Genomic DNA, 22,044 nt, shown 5'->3' with positions numbered 1-22,044 from the left:
AGTTTGTCGACGTATGATTTTACCGCGCGCGCAAGGGAGCGGGGAGGACTTTGGACTTTGGGTGGTGGGTGAGTGGTCGTAGGTTGCGCATGGAGAACCCGGCCGCCGCCGATGCGCTAGACCTCCCCCTTCTTGGTAGCTCGCAAGCTACGGACGTAATACCCTTGTCTCTGAACGGCCGACCTGATCTCGTCGCTGACTTTGGAAATCCTTTTTCTGCTTTTACGCCACTTATGCCTAGAGCTGAGCGCGGGTATCGCAGAGCCTTTGCTCAGGACGAGCAAGTCGCATTTATCATTGCGATAGACATCAAACACTTTTCGCCCCCGATGTTATTGAAACAAACACGAAATATGTTTCAGTTATTTTTGATCGCCCTAGCTTAGTATCTCGAATGGATGTGCGGGTTGTAAATGTGCAACGCACGCCACTTTCTGCTTCACCTCGTTCCCGATTGGGAACGAACTGATGCATGCTCGGCCAAATTGGGCGGCTTAGGGCTGGCTGGATCCATGAAGTGAAGCGCGACCGCTACCGGATGCTGGTCATCCCGGAGAACGAGCGCGCGCTTGCTATCGCGGAAGGGCAGCGGCTGGACCAAACGCTATTCCTGGATCGCGGAGGTGGCCTCAAGAACCAGTACGCACCCGAAAGGACCGCCGATTCAAACGCAGCGGCCCTTTGCTGTGTGCTCATTGGATAGTCGGCAAATCAATATCCGTAATAGTCGAAGGTCGCCTCTCCCTTCGTAGGCCCATTTCCGATAAGCGGAACTTCGCCCCATTCGACGGAGCGCAGGTAGACGAAACTGGCAAAAGGCAAGTGGCGACCCGGGATTTCTGGTTGGCCCGGTGAACTATTGGACTGTTAACGCATTATAACCATGTTGTTTTTTGATCGTTTGGAGCGACGATCGAAAAGGCCGCAAAGGGATTGCTCTCATGAGTCCCGCTCCGTCCATCGTGCCGCAGAGTCCGGAGGACCATGACGTCTATCTGGTGCTGGAGGACTTTGGTGGCGTGCTAGGCCGCGCCTGGTCTGAGACCGATGAAGAGGACGCCAATCGCGACACGTTGATCAACCACCTGCTGGCCGGAGAATACATTCGTCCGACGCGCATTGTGGCCTTCAATACCGCAGAGGGATGGGCACGCGATGTGACCGTGGAGATCGCCGACGAACTGCGCCGTCGCTTTGTTGAACTCGACGAGGTAGCTCCATCGCTGCTGGAATTCGTGGAAAGAGCAGCAAAACATTGATGTGAAACGGCGCTAGCATCCCGCGATCTCGGTGAGAGGGCCCACCTGGGTGAACGGCGGCCGATGTTCCTCAAAGACGACGCGGTCTTGCATCGACGTGCTTTTACTACTTAAGCCCGGCAAAGAATACAGACGAGTTCCATGATCGGAACACGTGTCTTTTCGTGCATGTTCACCGCAAGTTGCAAATGGATCGAATTGAAGGTATCCTGTGCCTGCTTTTGGAACCATTTATTATTGGATTGACGAAATGGTTGCTCAGAAGGCCGACGAAATTGTCGTCGGCGCCCGTTTCCAGGTGAGCAAGCTTGGTGCTCTTCGGTGCCCCGATCTGGCCAAGAAAACCGGTACGGTCGTAGCGGTCAGCCTTCGTACCACCGGTATCACAGTGTTGTTCGACGGAGGCGCAAGACCAACCTGCCTCCACAAGGACTACATAGCTCCTCTATCGGGGTGACCGCTCTTACGTGCCCTTCGCGTCGTTGCGATTTAGTCGGCCGGCACACGTTTGGCGATCGGATGAAGCTGGCGTTGAGCGGAACCAAGACGCTTCGCGTCGAGCTCGCCGAACATGATCGATGGTCTCGTTATGTTGCCGCCCGGATGGCCGAGGCCGTCGATCAGTTTTATTCCCCGGTCGAGCCGACGATATCGGTAAAGGCGACGTGGCAAGCCCGCGATCGACGCCAACGGGTGGACGCGACCCCTTTACTTAGCGCTGGTGGCCTAGTCCAATTCCAAGGCTGAGAGCCTTCTGTCTCAACGAGCCTTCGGAGCGCTTCATCAGCTTCGAGAGTTTGGCCACGGGAGTGCGGGCCTTGGAATGTGCCTTGAGCAGCTTGACGTCGTCCTTGGTGTACTCTTTGCGCTTGCTCTTTGCTGTCTTGGCCACTTGATCTTCTCCGGCGAGATTGGGCTCCCGCCTTAAGGTGATCATGCGAATGCGTCAAGCACTCGCTCCATCGTCGGGTGACCACGGTTTTTCACTTTGACCCAGAACTTGCTCCGTCCGGCCTGATAGGGCCGGTTGCGACGCTCTCGCGCAGCTTCGAGCCAGCCGCGTTCGACCGCGCCGCCTGGGGCGAACCGTTACGCGCTGCCTCACCCCTTAGCGGGGTCGTTTTGGCCGGCGCACAGCTCCAAGGTGTTTCTTCTCTGCTGGGATGGCCATTTGCAGCAAATATTGCAGAAAGGCCGGGATATTTTCCCCTTCGGCCGAGCGCCGCTGCAGCTCAGCGGCAATGTCTGTGGTTACGACGCGCGACCAGCCCTCGGTGGTGTTAAAACAGACGATGCGCAGGGGAGGGGTATAGCGGCCCTCCAATAAGTCGCAGATCAGTCTTTCGTGGTTATCCTCGCCGTAGTACCAGGTGCGCCCTACCCAAGTCCCGGAGGCGTCCAGTACGATGTAGGTGTCGTCGTCTAGATCTTTCGGCACTATGGATGGCGAGCGAGGCATACCGAGCACTCCGCCCCGGAAGTGGGAAGGCTGTGACGATCAACAAACACCGCCCAAGCGGGCCTATGCCACGGGCTGGCTTGCAAATCTGGGTTACCTCACTCGGGTATGCGGTACAATTTTGAACGTCGGTTCGCCAATGTCGCTTACCGAACTCGCAATTCGAAACGCGTCGGCCCGCGGTCACCGACTCTGGCGAACTCCATTTGATCGGCTTGCCTTCGAGGTTGGTGAAACGGAAGGCCCATACCCGATCACCGCTCGCGCGCACGACCAGGTAGAGACCCGTCGCCATCGGCATGGGCGCCGGGTTGCCTGGATTTAACTTGGTTCGAATTGAGCCCCACTTTACCTTCGTCCTATAGCTTACCAATTACCGTCCGGGTCAATTTGGTTCCCGACGGTGACCGGTCCAGACCGGCCGACTGTAAGCACAAGGACCGTCACGGATACTCACGCAGGCTGAGCGGCGCCCATTTACCACTTGCCTGATCCGGCCCGCGTCCGGCTCGCTTGGACGGTGACAGAGGGCGACTGATGCGGCTAGTGAACTGGATTATCTAGAGAATCGGATGTGTGACGATGCTCACTGATAGCAGGCAAAGCGGTCAAAATAGGTACATGATCCGTGACGGCATTCGGTAAGCTGATACGAACCACGGCGTTCCGGCTGACGCTGGTTTATCTGTTCTTGTTCGCGCTGTTCGCGGCCTCGCTGCTCGGCTATTTCGCCTGGAACACGCGGCGGCTGATCACCGAGGAGATCACGCAGACGGTGAACGCGGAGACCTCGGAGATCTCTGAGATCTACGGCCGTCGCGGCCTGCACGGTCTCGTGCTCGCGATCGAATACCGGGCGCTGCGTCCGGGCGCCAACCTCTACCTCGTAACAACGCCGACGGGGCAGGCGATCGCCGGCAATGTCGGCTCGCTGGCGCCGGGCGTGATGGCGACGCGCGGCTGGTCGGAGACTGCGTACCGGCGGATCGAGGATACCGACGATCGCGACCATCGCGCGCTGGTGCGCGTCACTGAACTGGAAAACGGCTTCCGCCTTCTGATCGGCCGCGACCTCGCCGAGCGGCGGCGCCTGTTCGGCATCGTCGCCAAGGCTGCGCAATGGTCGATCCTGATTGTCGTCGTGCTGGGCCTTGGCGGCGGCATCTTCGTCGCGCGCCGCGTGCTTACGCGTATCGACGCCATGAGCGGCACGGCGCATCGCATCATGACCGGCGATCTCAGCGAGCGCCTGCCCGTGGGGCGCAGCGGCGACGAGCTCGATCGGCTCGCGGAAAACCTCAACGCCATGCTGGAGCGCATTGAAGCGCTGATGGTGGGGTTGAAGGAGGTCTCCGACAACATCGCCCATGACTTGAAGACGCCGCTGACGCGCCTGCGCAACCGCGCCGAGGAGGCGTTGGCGAAATCGGGCTGCGAGGCTGACTACCGCGCGGCACTGGAACGGACCATCGAGGAATCGGACGGGCTGATCCGCACCTTCAATGCGCTGTTGATGATCGCCCGCGCCGAGTCCGGTCAGGCGCGCGGCAACATGGACGATTTCGACGCCTCCGATGTCGCGGGCGGCATCCACGAGCTCTACGAGCCTCTCGCCGAGGACGACGGCATGACGTTGAAGGTCAAGGCCGAGCCGACGCCGATCCACGGCAACCGCGAGCTGATCAGCCAGGCGCTCGCCAATCTGGTCGAGAACGCGATCAAATATGGCAAGCCGGTCGCGCAGTCCGCGGGAACCGTCGTCAGCATGGACAGCCGCCAGATCCTCATCGAGGCACGGCGCGAGGGTGATCGCGTGCTGCTCAGCGTCACCGATCGTGGCCCCGGAATTCCGGACGGCGATCGCAAGCACGCCGTGGAGCGTTTCGTGCGGCTCGAGGCGAGCCGGACGCTGCCGGGCTCGGGCCTCGGCCTCAGCCTCGCCGCCGCGGTTGCAACGCTGCATGGCGGTGAGCTGAGGTTGGACGATGCCCATCCGGGTCTCATCGCCACGCTGGTCCTGCCCGCCCGCGCCGGCGACAGGGTTGCTCCTCCAATACCGGATGTGCCACAGAAGGTGGCATGAATCTCTCCGCGCCGGGAAACGCGGACAAGCATGGTGGAAGTCTGGCCGCGCGCTTCGCGGAAGGCCCCCATGTTGCCGCTTCCGTCACCGCCGAACAGCGTCTTCGTGACTGGCTCGCCGAGCTCGAGCCGCAACATGCGGCTGCGATCGCGGCGCTGCTGGATCGTCCCTTCGTTTGTCCGATCCTGGCCGGCATCGCTGAATTCTCGCCCTATCTGTTCGACCTGATCCGCAACGATCCGGCGCGATTGATCCGGCTGCTTGGCTGCGATCCCGATGCACATCTGGCGTCGCTGATCGACGACGCCAGGCGCGCCGCGGCCACCGAGGAAGCCGAGCTGATGCGGCTGCTTCGCCGCATGAAATCGGAGGCGGCGCTGTTGATCGCGCTCTGCGATATCGGCGGAGTTTGGCCCGTGATGCGGGTCACGGCGGCGTTGACCGACGTCGCGGTGTCCTCGGTCCAGACCGCGCTCCGGTTCCTGCTGCGGCAGGACGTCGCACGCGGCAAGCTGCTGCCGGCCAATCCCGAAGCTCCGGAAGAGAGCTGCGGCCTGATCGTGCTGGCGATGGGCAAGATGGGTGCGGGCGAGCTGAACTACTCCAGTGACATCGACCTGATCGTGTTCTTCGATCCCGACGCGACGACTCTTGCGCCCGATATCGAGCCGCAGCCTTTCTTCGTGCGGGTGACGCAGGGGCTTTCGCGGCTGCTGCAACAGCGCACCTATGACGGCTACGTGTTCCGCGTCGATCTGCGGCTGCGACCCGATCCGTCCTCGACGCAAGTTGCGATCTCGCGCGACGCGGCGCTGCATTACTACGAGCGGGAAGGGCGCACCTGGGAGCGTGCCGCCATGATCAAGGCCCGCGCTTGCGCCGGCGACCTGAAAGCCGGCGAGGCGCTGCTCGCCGAGATCGCGCCATTCGTTTGGCGCAAGCATCTCGATTTCGCCGCGCTCGCCGACGTTCATGACATGAAGCGACAGATGCAGACCTATCGCGGTCAGAGTGAGGTCGCCGTCGAAGGGCATAACGTGAAGGTCGGGCGTGGCGGCATTCGCGAGATCGAGTTCTTCGCGCAGACCCAGCAATTGATCGCCGGTGGCCGTCATCCGGAATTGCGGGTGCGGCCGACACTGGTTGCGCTCGACGTGCTCGCCAGCAGCAACTGGATCACCAATCAGGCCCGCGATGAGCTGACCGCCGCCTACCACTTCCTGCGCCGGGTCGAGCATCGCCTCCAGATGATCGCCGATGAGCAGACTCACGCCTTGCCTGAGGACAAGGAGGCCGTGGAGCGTCTGGCGTGGTTCTTCGGCTACGAGAGCCGCGAGGCCTTTGCGGGCGACCTCCTGAGCCAGCTCGAGATCGTCCAGGGACATTACGAAAAGCTCTTCGAGGGCGATCCGACCGGCACGGCAAAGCTGCCGGCGATCGACTATGGTGCCGGCCCCGACGACCCGCGCCTGTTGCAGCAATTGTTGGCGCTCGGCTTCAAGAAGCCCGCTGCCGTCGCACAAACGGTGCGCGACTGGATCACCGGCGATTACCGCGTATTCCGCGTTGACGCCACCCGCGGCGCCTTCGTCGAATTCGTGCCGGCCCTGATTGACGGCCTTGCCCATGCCGAGGAGCCGGATCGCGCGGTCGCGGCGTTCGATCAGTTCCTGCAAGCCTTACAGCGCGGCGGGCGGCTGATCACGCTGCTCAGCCAGAACCGCGATCTCGTTGCCCTCGTGGCGCTGGTGCTGGGCGCCGCTCCCCGGCTTGGAGAGATGCTGGCGCGGCAGCCGCAATTGATGGACGGCTTGATTGATCCGCGCTTTTTCGGCGCCATGCCGGACCAGCGGGAATTATCGGCTCGGCTTGCGGCCACGGTGCGCGATGCGGGTTCGTACGAAGAGTTCCTCGACCGCCTGCGCCTGTTCGGCCAGGAGAGTCTGTTCCTGATCGGCACGCGCATTCTCTCGGGCACGGTCTCCGCCCAGCACGCGAGCACCGCATTCGCAGACGTTGCGGAGGGCATCGTCCACACCGTGCACGGACTGGTCGCCGATCGCTTCGCTGCCCAGCATGGCCGGATCAAGGGGCAGGAGACCGCGATCATCGCCATGGGGCGGCTCGGCAGTCGCGAGATGACGGCCTCGTCCGACCTCGACCTGATCCTGCTCTATGATTTCGACGGCGAGAATCCGGACTCCGACGGTCAGAAATCACTTCAGGGCGCACACTATTTCGCGCGCTTCACCCAGCGTCTGATCAGCGCCTTTACGACGCGGACCAATTACGGCGTGCTCTACGAAATCGACATGCGGCTGCGGCCCTCGGGACGAGCCGGCCCGGTGGCTTCCAGCATCGCCTCCTTCGCCGATTATCAGGCGCACGAGGCATGGACCTGGGAACACATGGCGCTGACGCGCGCACGCGTCGTGTCGGCTTCGCCGGAATTTCGTGCGCGGATCGAGACGGTCATCCGCGAGGTGCTGACGCGGCGCCGCGATCCCGTCACGATCGCCAACGATGTCGCCGACATGCGCCGTGCGATCGCGCAGGAGAAGGGCGAGACCGACTATTGGGATCTCAAATATGCCGCCGGCGGCATGGTCGATATCGACTTCATCGCGCAATATCTCCAGCTCGCCCATGCGCATGACAAGCCGGGGATTCTCGACGTCTCGACCTTGCAGGTGCTGGAGAACGCCGCCAGGCTCGGCGTGTTGGCGCAGTCGGAGACCGAGACTTTACGTGCAGCAGCGCGGCTCTACCACGATCTGACCCAGATCCTGCGCCTCTGCGTCAGCGACCGCTTCAAGCCGGAGACCGCCGGTGTCGACCTTCAGCGCGTGATGGCGCGCGCAGGCGACGCACCGGATTTTTCATCGCTCGAAGCCCGCGTGAAGGAGACCCAGAGCGAGGTGCGGCGCGTGTTCAGGGCGCTGTTGGAAGGGCAGTAGCCTCTTTCAGCGACGCGATGGCCTCGCGGACATGAGGCTCCAGCCCTGCGCCGCCGGCATCGAGATGCGCGAAGATCGCGCGCTTCATCCGGGGGTCCCAGAACTTCTTGATGTGCTCGGCGATGCCCGGCACAGCCTTGTCGTGGCCCTGGCTGCGGAAGAACGTGCCGATCTGGTTGGCCATGTAGATCAAGCGGTCAGGCGACATCGGCAACCTCCGTGGCACGGCAGGCCACGCGGCCGCCATGCGTGAACACTTCAAACCCGTCCTGCCGGGCGATGGCAATCAGCGTGATGCCGGCGGCTTCCGCGGTGCGCACGGCAAGCGCGGTGGGTGCGGAGACCGCGACCATCACCGGCGCGCCGATCGCGGCCGTCTTCTGCACCATCTCCACCGAGACGCGGCTCGTCAGCAGCACCATGCCGCCGCTCGCATCCGTGCGGCTGCGTGCCAGCGCGCCGGCAAGCTTGTCGAGCGCGTTATGGCGGCCGACATCCTCGCGCAGCGCGATGAGGCCGCGGGCAGGGGACCAGAACGCGGCGGCATGCACGGCGCGGGTCTGCATGTTGATCGCTTGCAGCGGAGCAACGCCCTGCATGGCCGTCATGATCTGCTCCGGCGCAAAGGCCTGCCCCTGCGGCACGATCGCGGCGGGGCGCACGGCCTCCGCGATGGACTCGATGCCGCAGATGCCGCAGCCGGTCGGTCCAGCGATGTGGCGCCGCCGCTCGCTCATGCGTCCGGCATCTTCCGAGGCTAGCCACATCCGGAGCTCGATGCCGTCATCGAGGCGAACCACTTCGAGCGACTGGATGTCGTCGGCGGATGTCACGATGCCCTCGCTCAGGCTGAAGCCGACGGCGAAGTCTTCGAGATTTTGCGGCGTTCCCATCATGACGGCATAGGTGCCGCCATTATAGGTCAGCGCGATTGGCGTCTCCTCCGGGACGTGCCGTGTCCCGTCAGAGGCCGCCCCGTCACGCCAGCTCTCACGATCGATCGCCTGGACCGCCACATGCATGCGCTTACTCCGCGGCTTCGGCGGGCGTGATGCGACGAGAGTGCCGCGCCTGCGCGTCATAGGCCTTCTGCCAGTCGGACGGTCCGTTGGACGGCGACACCTGCACGGCGGTGACCTTGTACTCCGGACAGTTGGTCGCCCAGTCCGAATAGTCGGTCGTGATGACGTTGGCCTGCGTGTCCGGGTGGTGGAAGGTGGTGTAGACCACGCCCGGTGCGACGCGGTCGGTGATCTCCGCACGCAGCGTGGTTTCACCGGCGCGGCTCTTCAGCCGCACCCAGTCGCCGTCGCGCACGCCGCGCTGCTCGGCGTCGTGCGGGTGGATTTCGAGCCGGTCTTCCGCGTGCCAAACCACGTTGTCGGTGCGGCGGGTCTGCGCGCCGACATTGTACTGGCTGAGGATGCGGCCGGTGGTCAGCAGCAGCGGATAGCGCGGGCCGGTGCGCTCGTCGGTCGCGACATACTCGGTGACGACGAACTTGCCCTTGCCGCGGACGAAGCCGTCGATATGCATTACCGGCGTGCCCTCGGGCGCCTTCTCGTTGCAAGGCCACTGCACCGAGCCGAGTTCGTCGAGCCTGGCGTAGGAGACGCCGGCGAAGGTCGGCGTCAGCGCCGCGATCTCGTCCATGATCTCGGAGGGGTGTTTGTAATTCATCTCGAAGCCCATCGCCTTCGCAAGCCCGATGGTGACCTCCCAATCCGCAAGGCCGTTCTTCGGCGTCATCACCTTGCGCACGCGCTGGATGCGGCGCTCGGCGTTAGTGAAGGTGCCGTCCTTCTCGAGGAAGCTGGATCCGGGCAGGAAGACGTGGGCGTAGTTGGCGGTCTCGTTGAGGAAGAGATCGTGGACGATCACGCATTCCATCGCCGAGAGCGCCGCGACCACATGCGAGGTGTTGGGATCGGACTGCAGGATGTCCTCGCCCTGAACGTAGATCCCCATGAACGTGCCTTCGACCGCAGCATCGAACATGTTGGGAATGCGCAGGCCCGGCTCGGGATTGAGCTTGACGTTCCACATCGCCTCGAACTGGTCGCGCACGGCATCGCCCGAGATGTGACGATAGCCCGGCAGTTCGTGCGGAAATGAGCCCATGTCGCATGAGCCCTGCACGTTGTTCTGGCCGCGCAGCGGGTTCACGCCGACGCCGGGGCGGCCGATATTGCCGGTCGCCATTGCGAGGTTTGCGATCGCGATCACGGTGGTCGAGCCCTGGCTGTGCTCGGTGACGCCGAGGCCGTAATAGATCGCACCATTGCCGCCGGTGGCGTAGGTCCGCGCTGCTTCGCGCAGCACCTTGGGATCGACGCCCGTCAGGATGGCGGTCGCCTCCGGGCTGTTGTTGGGCTGCGCGACGAACGCGGCCCATTCCTCGAACTCGCTCCAGTCGCAGCGTTCGCGCACGAAGGCCTCATTGACGAGGCCTTCGGTGACGATGACATGCGCCAGCGCGGTCATCACGGCGACGTTGGTGCCGGGCATCAGCGGCAGATGCAGCGCCTTCACGTGCGGCGATTCCACCATCTCGGTGCGGCGCGGATCGATCACGATCAGTTTTGCGCCCTGTCGCAGCCGCTTCTTCAGGCGGGAAGCGAAGACGGGGTGGGCGGAGGCCGGATTGGCGCCGATGACGACGACGACATCGGTATCTTCGACCGAGTCGAAGTCCTGCGTGCCGGCGGAGGTGCCGAAGGTAGTGGCGAGGCCATAGCCGGTCGGCGAATGGCAGACGCGGGCGCAGGTGTCGACATTGTTGTTGCCGAAGCCGGCTCGGATCAGTTTCTGCACCAGATAGGTCTCTTCATTGGTGCAGCGGGACGAGGTGATGCCGCCAATGGCGTCGCGGCCGTATTTCTTCTGGATGCCGCGCATCTTTGCTGCGGCGAAGGAGAATGCTTCATCCCACGACACTTCGCGCCAGGGATCCTCGATCCGCTCGCGGATCATCGGCTTGAGGATGCGTTCCTTGTGATTGGTGTAGCCCCAGGCGAAACGGCCCTTGACGCAGGAATGGCCGCGATTGGCCTTACCGTCCTTCCACGGCACCATGCGCACGACTTCCTCGCCGCGCATCTCGGCCTTGAAGGCGCAGCCGACGCCGCAATAGGCGCAGGTGGTGACGACCGAATGCTCGGGCTGGCCGATCTCGATCACCGACTTTTCCGTCAGGGTCGCGGTCGGGCAGGCCTGCACGCAGGCGCCGCAGGAGACGCATTCTGAGCCGAGGAAGCTCTCGCTCATGCCCGGCGAGACACGGCTGTCGAAGCCGCGGCCCGAGATCGTCAGTGCGAAGGTGCCCTGCACCTCCTCGCAGGCGCGGACGCAGCGCGAGCAGACGATGCACTTCGACGGATCGTAGGTGAAGTAGGGGTTGGACTCGTCCTTGGGCATCCAGGCGGCATTGATCTCGCCATGGGACTTGGCGAAGACGTGGTTCTCGCCTTCATAACCGTAGCGCACGTCGCGCAGGCCGACGGCGCCGGCCATATCCTGCAACTCGCAATCGCCGTTGGCGCCGCAGGTGAGGCAGTCGAGCGGATGGTCGGAGATGTAGAGCTCCATCACGCCCTTGCGCAGCTTTTTCAGCCGCTCGGTCTGGGTGTGAACGACGAGGCCGTTCATCGCGGGCGTGGTGCAGGAGGCCGGCGTGCCGGCGCGGCCTTCGATCTCGACGAGGCAGAGGCGGCAGGAGCCGAACGCATCCACCATGTCGGTCGCGCAGAGCTTCGGGATCTGGTGACCCGCTTCCATCGCCGCGCGCATGATCGAGGTGCCCTCGGGCACCGAGATCTCCTTGCCGTCGATGGTCAGCGTGACCATAGTTTCCGATTTCGAGCGCGGCGTGCCGAAGTCGATTTCCTCGATCAGAGACATCGTTGTTCTCCTATTCCGCGGCCTGAAGGGTGGCCGGTGCCGGGCCAAAATCTTCCCGGAAATGCTTCAGGGCACTCAGCACGGGGTAGGGCGTGAAGCCGCCGAGTGCGCAGAGCGAGCCAAATTTCATGGTGTTGCAGAGGTCCTCGACGAGCGCGAGGTTTTCGCTCACGCGCTCGCCGCGCATGATCTTCTCGATCGTCTCGACGCCGCGGGTCGAGCCGATCCGGCACGGCGTGCACTTGCCGCAGGATTCGATGGCGCAGAACTCCATCGCAAATCGTGCCTGCTTGCGCATGTCGACGCTGTCGTCGAACACGACGATGCCACCATGGCCGATCAGGCCGTCGCGCGCGGCAAAGGCCTCGTAGTCGAACGGCGTGTCGAACAGCGCGCGGGGGAAATAGGCGCCGAGCGGCCCGCCGACCTGCACGGCGCGGACCGCGCGGCCGGTGAACGTGCCGCCGCCGATGTCGTCGACGAGCTCGCCGAGCGTCACGCCGAACGCGGTCTCGAACAGCCCGCCATGACGGATGTTGCCGGCGAGCTGGATCGGCATCGTGCCGCGCGAGCGGCCCATGCCGAAATCCGCATAGGCCTTGGCGCCTTCGGCAAGGATGAACGGGACGGCTGCGAACGACAGCACGTTGTTGATGACGGTCGGCTTGCCGAACAGGCCGTGATGCGCCGGCAGCGGCGGCTTTGCGCGCACGATGCCGCGACGGCCTTCGAGGCTCTCCAGCAGCGAGGTCTCCTCGCCGCAGACATAGGCGCCGGCGCCGACGCGCACCTCGAGATCGAAGCTCTGCGTTGACCCGCCGATATTCGTTCCGAGATAGCCGCCATGCTTTGCCGCCGCGATCGCCGCGTTCATCGCCTCGACCGCGTGCGGATATTCGCTGCGGACGTAGATGTAGCCTTTGGTCGCGCCGACCGTGATCGCCGCGATGGTCATGCCTTCGATGACCAGGAAGGGATCGCCCTCCATGATCATGCGGTCGGCAAACGTCCCGCTATCGCCCTCGTCGGCGTTGCAGACGATGAACTTGCGATCGGCCTTCGCCTGGGCGACCGTCTTCCACTTGATGCCGGTCGGGAAGCCAGCGCCGCCGCGGCCGCGAAGGCCGGATGCGGTGACCTCGGCCAGGATCGCATCCGAGCCGAGCGACAGCGCGCGCTCGAGGCCCTTGTAGCCCCCATGGGTGCGGTAATCCTCGGGCGAACGCGGATCGATCACGCCGCAACGGGCGAAGGTGAGGCGGGTCTGGCGCTTCAGCCAGGGAATCTCGTCAGCGATGCCAAGGCGCAGGGGATGCTGTCCGTTGCTTGCCATGGAGTCGAACACGGAGGAGACATCCTCCGGGCCGACCGGTCCGTACGCGACACGACCCTTGAGAGTTGCAACCTCGACCATTGGCTCCAGCCAACACAGTCCGCGTGAGCCGGTCCTGACGATTTCGACTGGAAGGCCGCGCTTCTCCGCAGCCTGCTCGATCGCCGTGGCCACATCGTCGGCGCCGACAGCGACGGCAGCCGCATCGCGGGGAACGAATATCCGCATCTTCATCGCTGCGCCTCCGCCACCAGCGCATCGAGGCGCTTCTCATCGAGCCGGCCGACGAGGCGACCATCGAGCATCGCCGAGGGCGCGGTGGCACAGAGGCCGAGGCAGTAGATCGGCTCCAGCGTCACGCGGTCATCGGCCGTGGTGTTGCCCAGGGAGACGCCGAGCTTCGCCTCGGCACGGGCTGCCAGCGCATCGCCACCGGCAGCCTGGCAAGCTTCCGCGCGGCACAGTTTCAGAACGTGGCGGCCGGCGGGCTTGTGGCGGAAATCGTGGTAGAAGGTAAACACGCCATGAACCTCGGCGCGCGACAGGTTGAGTGCCTGCGCGACCATGGGAATCGCCGCCTCCGGGACATAGCCGAAGGCCTCTTGCAGGGCATGGAGGATGACCAGCGTCGCGCCCTCCTGTCCGGCGTGTTCGGCGATGATTTCAGCGCCGCGCGTTTCGTCCCAAGGTTCGTGAATCCCCGTCATTCTTCATTCTCAATCAGAGGGTAACCTGCTCCATGAGTATTTGGAATCATTCGAAAATCAATAAAGCCGTCCCATGCTGCGATCGGGAATTCGCATCGATAGGGTGACGCAATCGGGTGATACGAAATAGCAATGATTGTTCCGGCAACGTCCCGTTTTCGGGTGTTGGAGAAGGCTCATCGTGATAGCTTGCATGCCACCACAAAATCCCAGGGGAAAAGCGGTTGCTCGACAAGCTTGAACTTCTGCTGGCGCTGGCCAAGGAGCGGCATTTCGGACGCGCGGCGGAGGCCTGCGGCGTCACCCAGCCGACAATGTCGACCGGGTTGAAGCAGCTCGAGGAGATTCTCGGCGTCATGCTGGTCCAGCGCGGCTCGCGCTTCCAGGGCTTTACGCCGGAAGGCGAGCGGGCGCTCGACTGGGCCCGGCGCATCGTCGGCGACGCCCGCGCCATGCGCGACGAGATCAACGGGCTGAAGCACAAGCTCTCCGGCGAGATCCGCATCGCAGCGATCCCGACCGCGCTCGGCATGGTGGCGTCGCTGACGACCCCGTTCCGCGCCAAACATCCGGAGGTGCGTTTCCGTATCCAGTCGACTACGTCGTCCGAGGTGCTGGGGCTTCTCGAAAATCTCGAGGTCGATGCAGGGCTGACCTATATCGAGAACGAGCCGATCGGCAAGGTGCGCACCATCCCGCTCTACAACGAGAGCTATCGCCTCCTGACCGCGCCGGATGCGATGTTCGGTGACCGCGAGACGGTGACCTGGGCGGAGGTCGGCAAGGTGCCGCTCTGCCTCCTGACGCCGGACATGCAGAACCGCCGCATCATCGACCGCGCGTTGCGCTCGGTGAATGCCGAGGCGACGCCGACGCTGACGTCGAACTCGCTGCTGGTGCTGTTCACCCATGTGAAGACCGGGCGGTGGGCGAGCGTGATGCCGGCGAAGCTCGCCGAGACGCTCGGCCTCAAGGATACCGTCCGCTCGATCCCGATCACCGATCCCGAGGTCAACTACAGCATTGGCCTCGTGATCCCGCAGCGCGACCCGATGACGCCGCTGATCGCCGCGCTCGTCAACGTCGCGCGCGAGGTGGCGCCGACGCTGCAATCCTGATCGGGGTCAGGCGGCCGCGGGGATCCTGGCCGAGGCCTTGTTGGCATCGCGCGGCAGCGTGACGCGCACGACGGTGCCGACGTCGATCTTCGAGCGCAGCCGCATCGAGCCGCCGTGCAGTTGCGCGAGCGAGCGGGCGATCGCAAGCCCCAGGCCCGAACCGTGATAGGTCTTGGTGAGCTGGCTCTCGACCTGCTCGAAGGGGCGGCCGAGCCGCGTCAGCGAATGCGGGGCGATGCCGATGCCGGTGTCGGCGATCATCAGCACGACCTTGTCCTCGAGCTGCCGGCTGCGCACCACGATGCGGCCGCCGTCCGGCGTAAACTTCACGGCGTTGGACAGGAGGTTGACGATGATCTGCTTGGTGGCGCGGCGGTCGGCGACGACCGAAATGATGTTTTCGATGTCGGCGTCCAACGTCAGGTTCTTGTCTTCGGCACGGCCCGAGACCACCCGCAGCGATTCCGCGAGCGTGCGGGACAGGTCGAGCTCCTCCATGTCGAGCTTCATGCGGCCGGCCTCGATCTTGGACATGTCGAGGATGTCGTTGATGACCTCCAGCAGATAGTGACCGCTGGTTAGGATGTCCTGGCAGTATTCCTGATACTTCTCGTTGCCGAGCTCGCCGAACATGCCGCTTCCCATGACCTCCGAGAAGCCGATGATCGCGTTCAAGGGCGTGCGCAGCTCGTGGCTCATATTGGCGAGGAATTTCGACTTGGTCTGGTTGGCTTCCTCGGCGCGGGTCTTTTCGCGCTGGTATTTCTCGGCGAGATCGGCGAGCTCGTTGGTCTGGCGCTCCAGCGCCGCCTGTGAGCGCTTCAGGTCGATGACGGTGGCGCGCAGGCGCAGATCGTTGTCGACGAGCTTCTGCTCGTGTTCCTTGATGCGCGTGATGTCGGTGCCGACCGAGACGTAGCCGCCGTCCTTGGTGCGGCGCTCGCTGATGTGCAGCCAGCTGCCGTCGTCGAGCTGCGCCTCGAAGGTGCGGGCACCCGGTCCCTGATTGGCGGTCTCGTTGTGGCGGGTGCGCACCTCCGGCATGCGGCCGACCTCGAGCACGGTCTCGTAGGAGGTGCCGGGGATGACGGCTGAGTCCGGCAGCCTGTGCAGGCGTTGGAAGTGCGAGTTGCAGAGCACCAGACGGTCGCTGTTGTCCCACAGCACGAAGGCTTCCGGGATCGTCTCGATGGCATCGCGCAGGCGCAAGTCGGCTTCCACCGTCCTTTCGGCAAGGCTCTTCTGCTCGGTGATGTCGACCGCGATGCCGATCAGATGCATGGCGGAATCGCCCGTGGCGCGCGTGCGCTCGCAGCGCACGCGGAGCCAGATCCAGTGGCCGTCGACGTGCTGCATGCGGAAACTCTGGTCGATGTGGTCGATCTGGCCCGAGATCAGCTGGTCGGCGATCGCGAACAGGTCGATGTCGTCCGACTTCACCAGCGCATTGACCTCGCCAAAGGTGAGGAGCTCGTTGCGGCCGTCGAGGCCCAGCATCGAAAACATCGACTGCGACCAGAAGATCTTGCCCCGCGAAAGATCCCAGTCCCAAAGGCCGCAGCGCCCGCGGTTGAGCGCGGTGTCGATCCGGCCGCGCACGGCGTCGTTGATCAGGTCGCCCTCGCGGGCGCGGGTCGACTGCCAGTGGAAGGCGAAGCCGAGGATCAGGACGACGAAGCCGGTGGTTGCCGACAGCGTCACCGAGAGCGCGGCATCCGAGCCCCAGATCGGCTCGTTGCGCTCCTGGATCACGGTGACCTGACCGGGCAGCGACCTGATCGGCCGGGAGATCGCCATCGCGCTGTTGCCGCTGGGCAGCGTGAGATCGGAGACGTCGTTCTGTTGCGGCGGCATCGCCACCAGCTGCGCGGTAGTGATCGCATCGAGCAGGCGGTCGTTGCCGGCCGGATCGGTGTCCACGGGAATGCGTGCGAGGATGCGGCGGTCGGTGCCGACGGAGGTGACGATGACGTGGCGGCCCGAGGCGGCGCCCCAGGAGGGAATGAGCTCGGGCAACAGCGTCGGCAGACGCTCGATGTTCTTCTGGCGGTCCATGCGCACCGAGGCGAGGCGATCGATGCGCTCGGCGAGCAGGTCGGCGAGCGCCTGAATGTCGTGTTTGACCACCAGGCGCTTCTGCCGGGTCTGGTCAACGACCTGGACGAAGGCGCCGAGACAGATGGTGATGAGGAAGGCGATGATGAGAGTAGGCACAGCGCGCCGGAGCGCCGGCTCGGCGATCAGGAGCCGGTGGTAGGCCGGTTTCGCGATCGATTGCGCCAATCCCTTGATCGAATCGGATTGGACGCACGCGCTCGCGGCGTCTGCGCGCGGCATGCCTTCGGCCCCCAGAGATATTGCTGCACCACAATTCGGAATGAAGCCCCCGCTCGCTTCCGAATCACAGCGATTTGAATCCAGTTTTCGCGGGCTGTCGAGAGTCAACGAATCGTTAACGCGAAATAATTCTTATCCAATGGAGAGTTTGCGCCGCGAGGGTCCGCAATCTGATGTGCGCGGCGAGTCCGAAACGGGAACGTGTGAACTCTTCGTGTGATCAGTCACGCGCGCGGCGGCTCGGCGTGACTGATCACACGCTTCACGCTCGGGAAGGCGCGACGCAGCGCGCGCTCGATCTCGTCGACATGCTCGTGCACCTTGATCACGCTCATCGACGGCGTGGCGCGGCAGTGGAAGTTGACGATCTCGCCGGCGTCGGTGTTGCGCACGCGCACATTATGGATGTCGTTGATCTCGCCGCCTGCGGCGAAGCCGGTGAGCGCGGCTGCAATGGCCTGCACCCGTTGCGCCGGAGCGTCGACGCCGAACGGCAGCTCCGGCTCGAGCGGCTCGATATGGACGTCCACCTCCACATCCTCGCCGAATTCCTCCTGGATGCTGCGCTCCAGCGTGTTGGCGACGTCATGGGCTGCGACCAGTGGCATCTCGGCATCGACCTCGAGATCGATGCCGACGATCAGCTTGGCGCCGAGGTCATGCACGGTGACGTGATGAATGGCGAGGCCGGAGTTGCGGGCGATCACCATGATGCGGTCGCGCACGGTCTCGTTGTCGCGCGCGACCGGGACTGCGGTGAAGGTGAGGTCGGCGTCGCCGAACGCCCTGCCGACGGCAGCTTGCGCGTTGCGCTTGATGTCCTCGACGCGGTCGATCGGATAGGTCCGCGGCACTTTTGCGATGGTATCGATGAAGTAGGTCGCGCCGACCATGCGCACGCGCAGGCGCTCGACATCGAGCACGCCGGGCACGCTCTTGATCGCGGCGGTCGCTTTTTCCAGCGCGCCCTCCGGGGCGCGATCGACCAGGGTCTGCACCGTCGATCCTGCCATGCGCAGGCCGAGAGCTGCGATCATCACGGCGACGGCGGCGGCCGCCGCGGCGTCGCCCCACCAGAAGCCGAGGGCGGCGAGGATGAGGCCCGCGATGACGGCGAACGAGCCCATCACGTCGGAGGCAAAATGCAGGGCGTCGGCGGCGAGTGCCTGGCTCCGCGTCTCCCGCGCGGCGCGATGCAGTGCACGGGCGCGCCAGAGATTGACGACGATGTCGATCACCAGCACGACGAAGGGCACGGCCGAGATGGTCGGCGGCGGCGAGCCCTCGCGGATGCGGCTATAGGCCTCGACCAGGATGCCGCCGGCCAGCACGTAGAGCAGGGCGGTGACGCCGAGCGCGGAGATGCTCTCGAGCTTGCCATGGCCGTAATGATGCTCGTCGTCGGCAGGCTTGTCGGACACCCGCACCACCGCCCAGGTGATGATGGTCGCGACCAGGTCGATCGAGGAATGCAGCGCTTCCGAGATCAGGGCCAGCGAGCCGATCGCGATCCCGACCACGAATTTGGCTACCGCCATGCCGCCGCTGGCGAAGATCGAAATCGCGGCGACCGATGTCTTGCTGTGCTGTGCTGTCATGGCCGGGGATTTAGCAGGCAGTCCGCGAACATCAAGCGACGATCCACAGCTGCAGTCGCAAGTGAGTTGCAAGAGCGGGACTGTTGCGAGTTGTTCCAGATTGAACGAGGTGGCGAACCAATCACTCCGTCGTCATGCCCGGGCTTGACCCGGGCATCCACGTCTTTGTGAGTCGCGGCGGCACGTAGATGGCCGGGTCAAGCCCGGCCATGACGAGCGGTGAGAGTGGCGATATATCGCCTTTACTCCGCGCTGCCCGAAAGGCGCCCTCACAGCGTCACGACGATCTTGCCGAGATGCTTGTTGGCTTCCATGTGTGCGAAGGCCTGATCGATGTCGTCGAAGGTAAACACCTTGTCGATCGGCAGTTGCAGCTTGCGCGCTTCCACCGCACTCCAGATGTCCTTGCGAACCTCCTCGAAGATCTCGCGGATCTCCTCGATGGTGCGAGTGCGGAAGGTGACGCCGATATAGTTGATGCGGCGCGCGGCGTGCAGGTCGAAATTGAAATCGGCATGAGTGCCGCCGAGCCGGCCGACATTGACGATGCGGCCCTTCACCTTGGTGGTGGCAAGGTTCTGGTTCGCGACCTTGCCCGAGACCTGGTCAACGATGAGGTCGACGCCTTCGCCGCCGGTGGCCTTCAACACCTGGTCGACCCAGCCGGGGTCGGAGGAGTCGATCGCGAGATCGGCGCCGTAGTCGGTGAGCCGGCTGCGGCGATGGGCATCCGTCGACGAACCGATCACGAGCTTTGCGCCCTTGAGCTTGGCGATCTGCATCGCCATCAGGCCGACGCCGGAGCTTGCGCCCTGAATCAGGACAGATTGGCCCGGCTGAATCCCGCCGACGGTGACGACGGCGTTGTGCATGGTCGCGATCGCGACAGGGAGCGTGGCGGCTTCCTCGAAGTTCATGTTCGAGGGGGCGCGGAACAGGCGGCCGTGATCGGCGAGAGTGAACTCCGCGAACGCAGCAGTGCCCGAGCCCATGATGCGGTCGCCGACCTTCACGCCCTTCGCGTCGGGCCCGAGGGCTGCGACCTCACCGGCCCATTCCATGCCGAGTACGGTGCCGACCCCGCCGGCCGCGCCATGAGCGTGGCCCCTGCGCATGCCGGTGTCGGCCCGGTTGAGCGCGCAGGCGCGCACGCGAACCAGCACCTGCGTGCCTTTAGGCGCTGGTTGAGCGACGTCGGAAATCGCAGCTCCCTCAGGGCCGTAGACATAAGCCTTCATGCGTTGCTCCCGCTGCTTGCAGTGATTATTCCGCAGCCTGCGCTTTCGGATGAACGATCATGCCTTCGAGCCGGTTCCTAATGATGGCTTCCGCCTCGCGCACGATGCGGGAGATGAGCTCGGCGCAGCTCGGGATATCCTGGATCAGGCCCTGCACCTGGCCAGCCGACCAGATGCCTTCGTCCGAATTGCCTGACGCATAGACCATCTTGCCCCGAGCGCCGGCGACGAGCTCGCGGATGTCCTCGAACTTCGCGCCTTCCTTCTCCATGGCGACGACCTTGCTGGAAATCGCGTTCCTGGCGACGCGCGAGGTGTTGCGCATGGTGCGGAAGATCAGCTCGGTCTCGCGCTCGTCACTGGCGACGATCTTCTCCTTGATGAGCTGGTGAATCGGGCTCTCCTTGGTCGCCATGAAGCGGGTGCCCATGTTGATGCCGTCGGCTCCCAGTGCCAGCGCGGCTACGAGCCCCCGCGCGTCGGCGAAGCCGCCCGAGGCGATCATGGGGATCTTGACCTTGTTGGCGGCCGCCGGAATCAGGATCAGACCGGGCGTATCGTCCTCGCCCGGATGGCCTGCGCACTCAAAACCGTCGATCGAGATGGCATCGACGCCCATGCGCTCGGCGGAAAGGGCATGGCGGACGCTGGTGCATTTGTGCACGACCTTGACGCCGTGCTTCCTGAACTCGTCGACATGCTCCTGCGGCTTGTTGCCGGCGGTCTCGACCACCTTGACGCCGGCTTCGATGATCGCGCAGCGATATTCGGCATAGGGCGGCGGCTTGATCGCGGGCAGGATGGTGAGGTTGACACCGAAGCGCTTGTCGGTGAGGTCGCGGCACCGCGCGATCTCCTTGGTGAGGTCCTCCGGCGTCGGCTGGGTCAGTGCTGTGATGAAGCCGAGCGCGCCGGCGTTCGCCACGGCGGCCACGAGTTCGGCGCGCCCGACCCACTGCATGCCGCCCTGGACGATCGGGTGCTCGACGCCGACCAGCTCGGTGAAACGTGTCTTCAGCATGGGCGCCCTCTGTTTCCTCGGGCGCGTGACGGCCCTGTTATCGATTGGTTTCGGCAGCAGGATGCCGCCCGGTCCGGCAAAAGTCTATTCGCAGGGGGGGGCCAGGACAGGGCAATCATGCGAGGGGCGGGAGGATTCCGCGCGGCGGATAATTCTGTGCGGGCACATCTTCGCTGTCCGATCCGCCGATGCACGCTCGCAATCGATTGACCTAAATCAAAGCCAGGCGCGGCTCTACGCCCGAACTGTCTCCACACAACGTTTGGCGGTCCGAGCGAGATGACGCTGACCTGGTACGTCACCTTTGAAACCCGCAAACAGGGACTCCTTCTTTCCAAAAGGCGAAGCCCGCGTGAAACCAGGACGTTTGCGACCGAAGCCGAGGCCAAAGTCTTCGCGCGCGCAAAGCTGGACGAAGGGCTGATCGTTTTCGCAGGTACGATAAATCCCCATCTCCCGAGGCGGCATATCGCGTCTGGCGACGTTCACACGTGGCTTGCTGAAGGATGCGACGGCGCGGCCGATCCTTCGGGCCGTTCCGACGCCGATTGAGGGTTTCGCCGGACGTGCAGCGCTGTGCAATTTCCGATTGTGCTTGAGTGTTGCCATTTGGTTACGGGGCCTGAAGACCTTCGTCACTAAACTTCCAGCTGGAATCGAAACAGATATGCACGTGAACGTGCATAAGGATCGATGCCGTCTGATTGCATTGGGGGACAAGGAGATAATGACATGAAGAAACTTTTGTTGGCGGCTGTCGGCTTCGCCGGCTTGGGCTTGGCTGCTCCCGCATCGGCGGCCGATATGGCCGTCAAGGCACCGCCACCTGCACCTGTGGTGGCGATCTACAACTGGAGCGGCTTCTACATCGGCGCCAATGGTGGATGGGGCCAGAGCCGCGGCTGCGTGGACTTCGTCACTGACATTTTTGGAACAGTCGCAGGTGGTTGCGCTACCCGCTCCGGAGGCCTTGTCGGCGGACAGATCGGGTATCGCTGGCAAACCAATCAGTTCGTGTTCGGATTGGAAGCACA

At 64.0% G+C, this 22,044-nt stretch carries 18 protein-coding genes and 1 pseudogene; 6 read left to right on the top strand and 13 right to left on the bottom strand.

What is annotated here, in order from left to right; translation table 11 throughout:
• Positions 1 to 116: 116 nt before the first annotated feature.
• Positions 117 to 317, bottom strand: coding sequence for a hypothetical protein (locus Q3C01_RS19505; protein WP_458146932.1), 201 nt, complete (start codon positions 315 to 317; stop codon positions 117 to 119).
• Between the two features lie 624 nt (positions 318 to 941).
• Here Q3C01_RS19505 and Q3C01_RS19500 point away from each other — a divergent pair.
• Positions 942 to 1,259, top strand: a complete 318-nt coding sequence (locus tag Q3C01_RS19500; RefSeq protein ID WP_458146931.1) for a hypothetical protein — start codon at positions 942 to 944, stop codon at positions 1,257 to 1,259.
• Positions 1,260 to 1,748: 489 nt separating this feature from the next.
• On the opposite strand, the gene Q3C01_RS19495 is transcribed toward Q3C01_RS19500, so the two are convergent.
• The 3 genes from Q3C01_RS19495 to Q3C01_RS19485 form a co-directional block, all read right to left on the bottom strand.
• Positions 1,749 to 1,949 carry a hypothetical protein gene (locus tag Q3C01_RS19495; RefSeq protein WP_458146930.1) on the bottom strand — a complete coding sequence of 67 codons (201 nt, stop codon included), beginning with the start codon at positions 1,947 to 1,949 and terminating at the stop codon, positions 1,749 to 1,751.
• A gap of 22 nt (positions 1,950 to 1,971) precedes the next feature.
• On the bottom strand, positions 1,972 to 2,151 hold the full coding sequence (locus Q3C01_RS19490) for a hypothetical protein (RefSeq protein WP_458146929.1): 180 nt from the start codon (positions 2,149 to 2,151) through the stop codon (positions 1,972 to 1,974).
• A gap of 216 nt (positions 2,152 to 2,367) precedes the next feature.
• The gene (locus Q3C01_RS19485; protein WP_458146928.1) at positions 2,368 to 2,718 is read right to left on the bottom strand and encodes a hypothetical protein; all 351 of its coding nucleotides are present in this window, start codon (positions 2,716 to 2,718) and stop codon (positions 2,368 to 2,370) included.
• Between the two features lie 628 nt (positions 2,719 to 3,346).
• Here Q3C01_RS19485 and Q3C01_RS19480 point away from each other — a divergent pair.
• Complete coding sequence (locus Q3C01_RS19480) at positions 3,347 to 4,801, top strand: sensor histidine kinase (RefSeq protein WP_458146927.1); 1,455 nt, start codon at positions 3,347 to 3,349, stop codon at positions 4,799 to 4,801.
• Positions 4,798 to 7,758 carry a bifunctional [glutamine synthetase] adenylyltransferase/[glutamine synthetase]-adenylyl-L-tyrosine phosphorylase gene (locus Q3C01_RS19475; RefSeq protein ID WP_458146926.1) on the top strand — a complete coding sequence of 987 codons (2,961 nt, stop codon included), beginning with the start codon at positions 4,798 to 4,800 and terminating at the stop codon, positions 7,756 to 7,758. The genes Q3C01_RS19480 and Q3C01_RS19475 overlap by 4 nt, the downstream gene beginning before the upstream one ends.
• Here Q3C01_RS19475 and Q3C01_RS19470 read toward each other — a convergent pair.
• The 5 genes from Q3C01_RS19470 to Q3C01_RS19450 are packed head-to-tail and all read right to left on the bottom strand — an operon-like array spanning position 7,733 to position 13,698.
• Positions 7,733 to 7,966, bottom strand: a complete 234-nt coding sequence (locus Q3C01_RS19470) for a formate dehydrogenase subunit delta (RefSeq protein WP_458146925.1) — start codon at positions 7,964 to 7,966, stop codon at positions 7,733 to 7,735. The two genes, Q3C01_RS19475 and Q3C01_RS19470, sit on opposite strands and share 26 nt — an antisense overlap.
• The gene (fdhD, locus tag Q3C01_RS19465; RefSeq protein ID WP_458146924.1) at positions 7,956 to 8,780 is read right to left on the bottom strand and encodes a formate dehydrogenase accessory sulfurtransferase FdhD; all 825 of its coding nucleotides are present in this window, start codon (positions 8,778 to 8,780) and stop codon (positions 7,956 to 7,958) included. Before fdhD ends, Q3C01_RS19470 begins: the two co-directional genes overlap by 11 nt.
• A gap of 4 nt (positions 8,781 to 8,784) precedes the next feature.
• On the bottom strand, positions 8,785 to 11,658 hold the full coding sequence (gene fdhF / locus Q3C01_RS19460) for a formate dehydrogenase subunit alpha (RefSeq protein WP_458146923.1): 2,874 nt from the start codon (positions 11,656 to 11,658) through the stop codon (positions 8,785 to 8,787).
• A gap of 10 nt (positions 11,659 to 11,668) precedes the next feature.
• Positions 11,669 to 13,225: a formate dehydrogenase beta subunit gene (locus Q3C01_RS19455; RefSeq protein ID WP_458146922.1), complete on the bottom strand. Its 1,557-nt coding sequence runs from the start codon at positions 13,223 to 13,225 to the stop codon at positions 11,669 to 11,671.
• Complete coding sequence (locus Q3C01_RS19450) at positions 13,222 to 13,698, bottom strand: formate dehydrogenase subunit gamma (RefSeq protein ID WP_458146921.1); 477 nt, start codon at positions 13,696 to 13,698, stop codon at positions 13,222 to 13,224. The genes Q3C01_RS19455 and Q3C01_RS19450 overlap by 4 nt, the downstream gene beginning before the upstream one ends.
• Positions 13,699 to 13,922: 224 nt before the next feature.
• Between Q3C01_RS19450 and Q3C01_RS19445 the strand changes: the two genes are divergently transcribed.
• Positions 13,923 to 14,816, top strand: a complete 894-nt coding sequence (locus Q3C01_RS19445; RefSeq protein ID WP_458146920.1) for a LysR family transcriptional regulator — start codon at positions 13,923 to 13,925, stop codon at positions 14,814 to 14,816.
• 6 nt (positions 14,817 to 14,822) lie between these two features.
• Here Q3C01_RS19445 and Q3C01_RS19440 read toward each other — a convergent pair whose 3' ends face one another.
• The 4 genes from Q3C01_RS19440 to Q3C01_RS19425 form a co-directional block, all read right to left on the bottom strand.
• The gene (locus Q3C01_RS19440; protein ID WP_458146919.1) at positions 14,823 to 17,153 is read right to left on the bottom strand and encodes a PAS domain-containing sensor histidine kinase; all 2,331 of its coding nucleotides are present in this window, start codon (positions 17,151 to 17,153) and stop codon (positions 14,823 to 14,825) included.
• A 224-nt stretch (positions 17,154 to 17,377) separates the two neighbouring features.
• Complete coding sequence (locus Q3C01_RS19435; RefSeq protein WP_458146918.1) at positions 17,378 to 18,751, bottom strand: cation-efflux pump; 1,374 nt, start codon at positions 18,749 to 18,751, stop codon at positions 17,378 to 17,380.
• A gap of 269 nt (positions 18,752 to 19,020) precedes the next feature.
• Positions 19,021 to 19,989, bottom strand: a complete 969-nt coding sequence (locus Q3C01_RS19430) for a quinone oxidoreductase family protein (RefSeq protein ID WP_458146917.1) — start codon at positions 19,987 to 19,989, stop codon at positions 19,021 to 19,023.
• 25 nt (positions 19,990 to 20,014) lie between these two features.
• Positions 20,015 to 21,010: an NAD(P)H-dependent flavin oxidoreductase gene (locus tag Q3C01_RS19425; protein ID WP_458146916.1), complete on the bottom strand. Its 996-nt coding sequence runs from the start codon at positions 21,008 to 21,010 to the stop codon at positions 20,015 to 20,017.
• A gap of 279 nt (positions 21,011 to 21,289) precedes the next feature.
• On the opposite strand from Q3C01_RS19425, the gene Q3C01_RS19420 reads away from it, so the two are divergent.
• Positions 21,290 to 21,562 (top strand): hypothetical protein, encoded by a 273-nt coding sequence (locus tag Q3C01_RS19420; RefSeq protein WP_458146915.1) that lies wholly within the window; start codon positions 21,290 to 21,292, stop codon positions 21,560 to 21,562.
• A 180-nt stretch (positions 21,563 to 21,742) separates the two neighbouring features.
• Positions 21,743 to 22,044, top strand: a pseudogene (locus Q3C01_RS19415) (hypothetical protein); the annotation flags it as partial.

It is taken from the genome of Bradyrhizobium sp. UFLA05-109, assembly GCF_054185165.1.
Note: the sequence above shows the minus strand (reverse complement) of the source record. Positions and strands in the feature narration are given on the sequence as shown.

Coding starts and splice junctions, on each gene's coding strand:
- Q3C01_RS19500 (WP_458146931.1), top strand. CDS start 942: ATGAGTCCCGCTCCGTCCATCGTGCCGCAGAGTCCGGAGGACCATGAC.
- Q3C01_RS19485 (WP_458146928.1), bottom strand. CDS start 2,718: ATGCCTCGCTCGCCATCCATAGTGCCGAAAGATCTAGACGACGACACC.
- Q3C01_RS19475 (WP_458146926.1), top strand. CDS start 4,798: ATGAATCTCTCCGCGCCGGGAAACGCGGACAAGCATGGTGGAAGTCTG.
- Q3C01_RS19470 (WP_458146925.1), bottom strand. CDS start 7,966: ATGTCGCCTGACCGCTTGATCTACATGGCCAACCAGATCGGCACGTTC.
- fdhD (WP_458146924.1), bottom strand. CDS start 8,780: ATGCATGTGGCGGTCCAGGCGATCGATCGTGAGAGCTGGCGTGACGGG.
- fdhF (WP_458146923.1), bottom strand. CDS start 11,658: ATGTCTCTGATCGAGGAAATCGACTTCGGCACGCCGCGCTCGAAATCG.
- Q3C01_RS19455 (WP_458146922.1), bottom strand. CDS start 13,225: ATGAAGATGCGGATATTCGTTCCCCGCGATGCGGCTGCCGTCGCTGTC.
- Q3C01_RS19450 (WP_458146921.1), bottom strand. CDS start 13,698: ATGACGGGGATTCACGAACCTTGGGACGAAACGCGCGGCGCTGAAATC.
- Q3C01_RS19440 (WP_458146919.1), bottom strand. CDS start 17,153: ATGCCGCGCGCAGACGCCGCGAGCGCGTGCGTCCAATCCGATTCGATC.
- Q3C01_RS19435 (WP_458146918.1), bottom strand. CDS start 18,751: ATGACAGCACAGCACAGCAAGACATCGGTCGCCGCGATTTCGATCTTC.
- Q3C01_RS19430 (WP_458146917.1), bottom strand. CDS start 19,989: ATGAAGGCTTATGTCTACGGCCCTGAGGGAGCTGCGATTTCCGACGTC.
- Q3C01_RS19425 (WP_458146916.1), bottom strand. CDS start 21,010: ATGCTGAAGACACGTTTCACCGAGCTGGTCGGCGTCGAGCACCCGATC.
- Q3C01_RS19420 (WP_458146915.1), top strand. CDS start 21,290: ATGACGCTGACCTGGTACGTCACCTTTGAAACCCGCAAACAGGGACTC.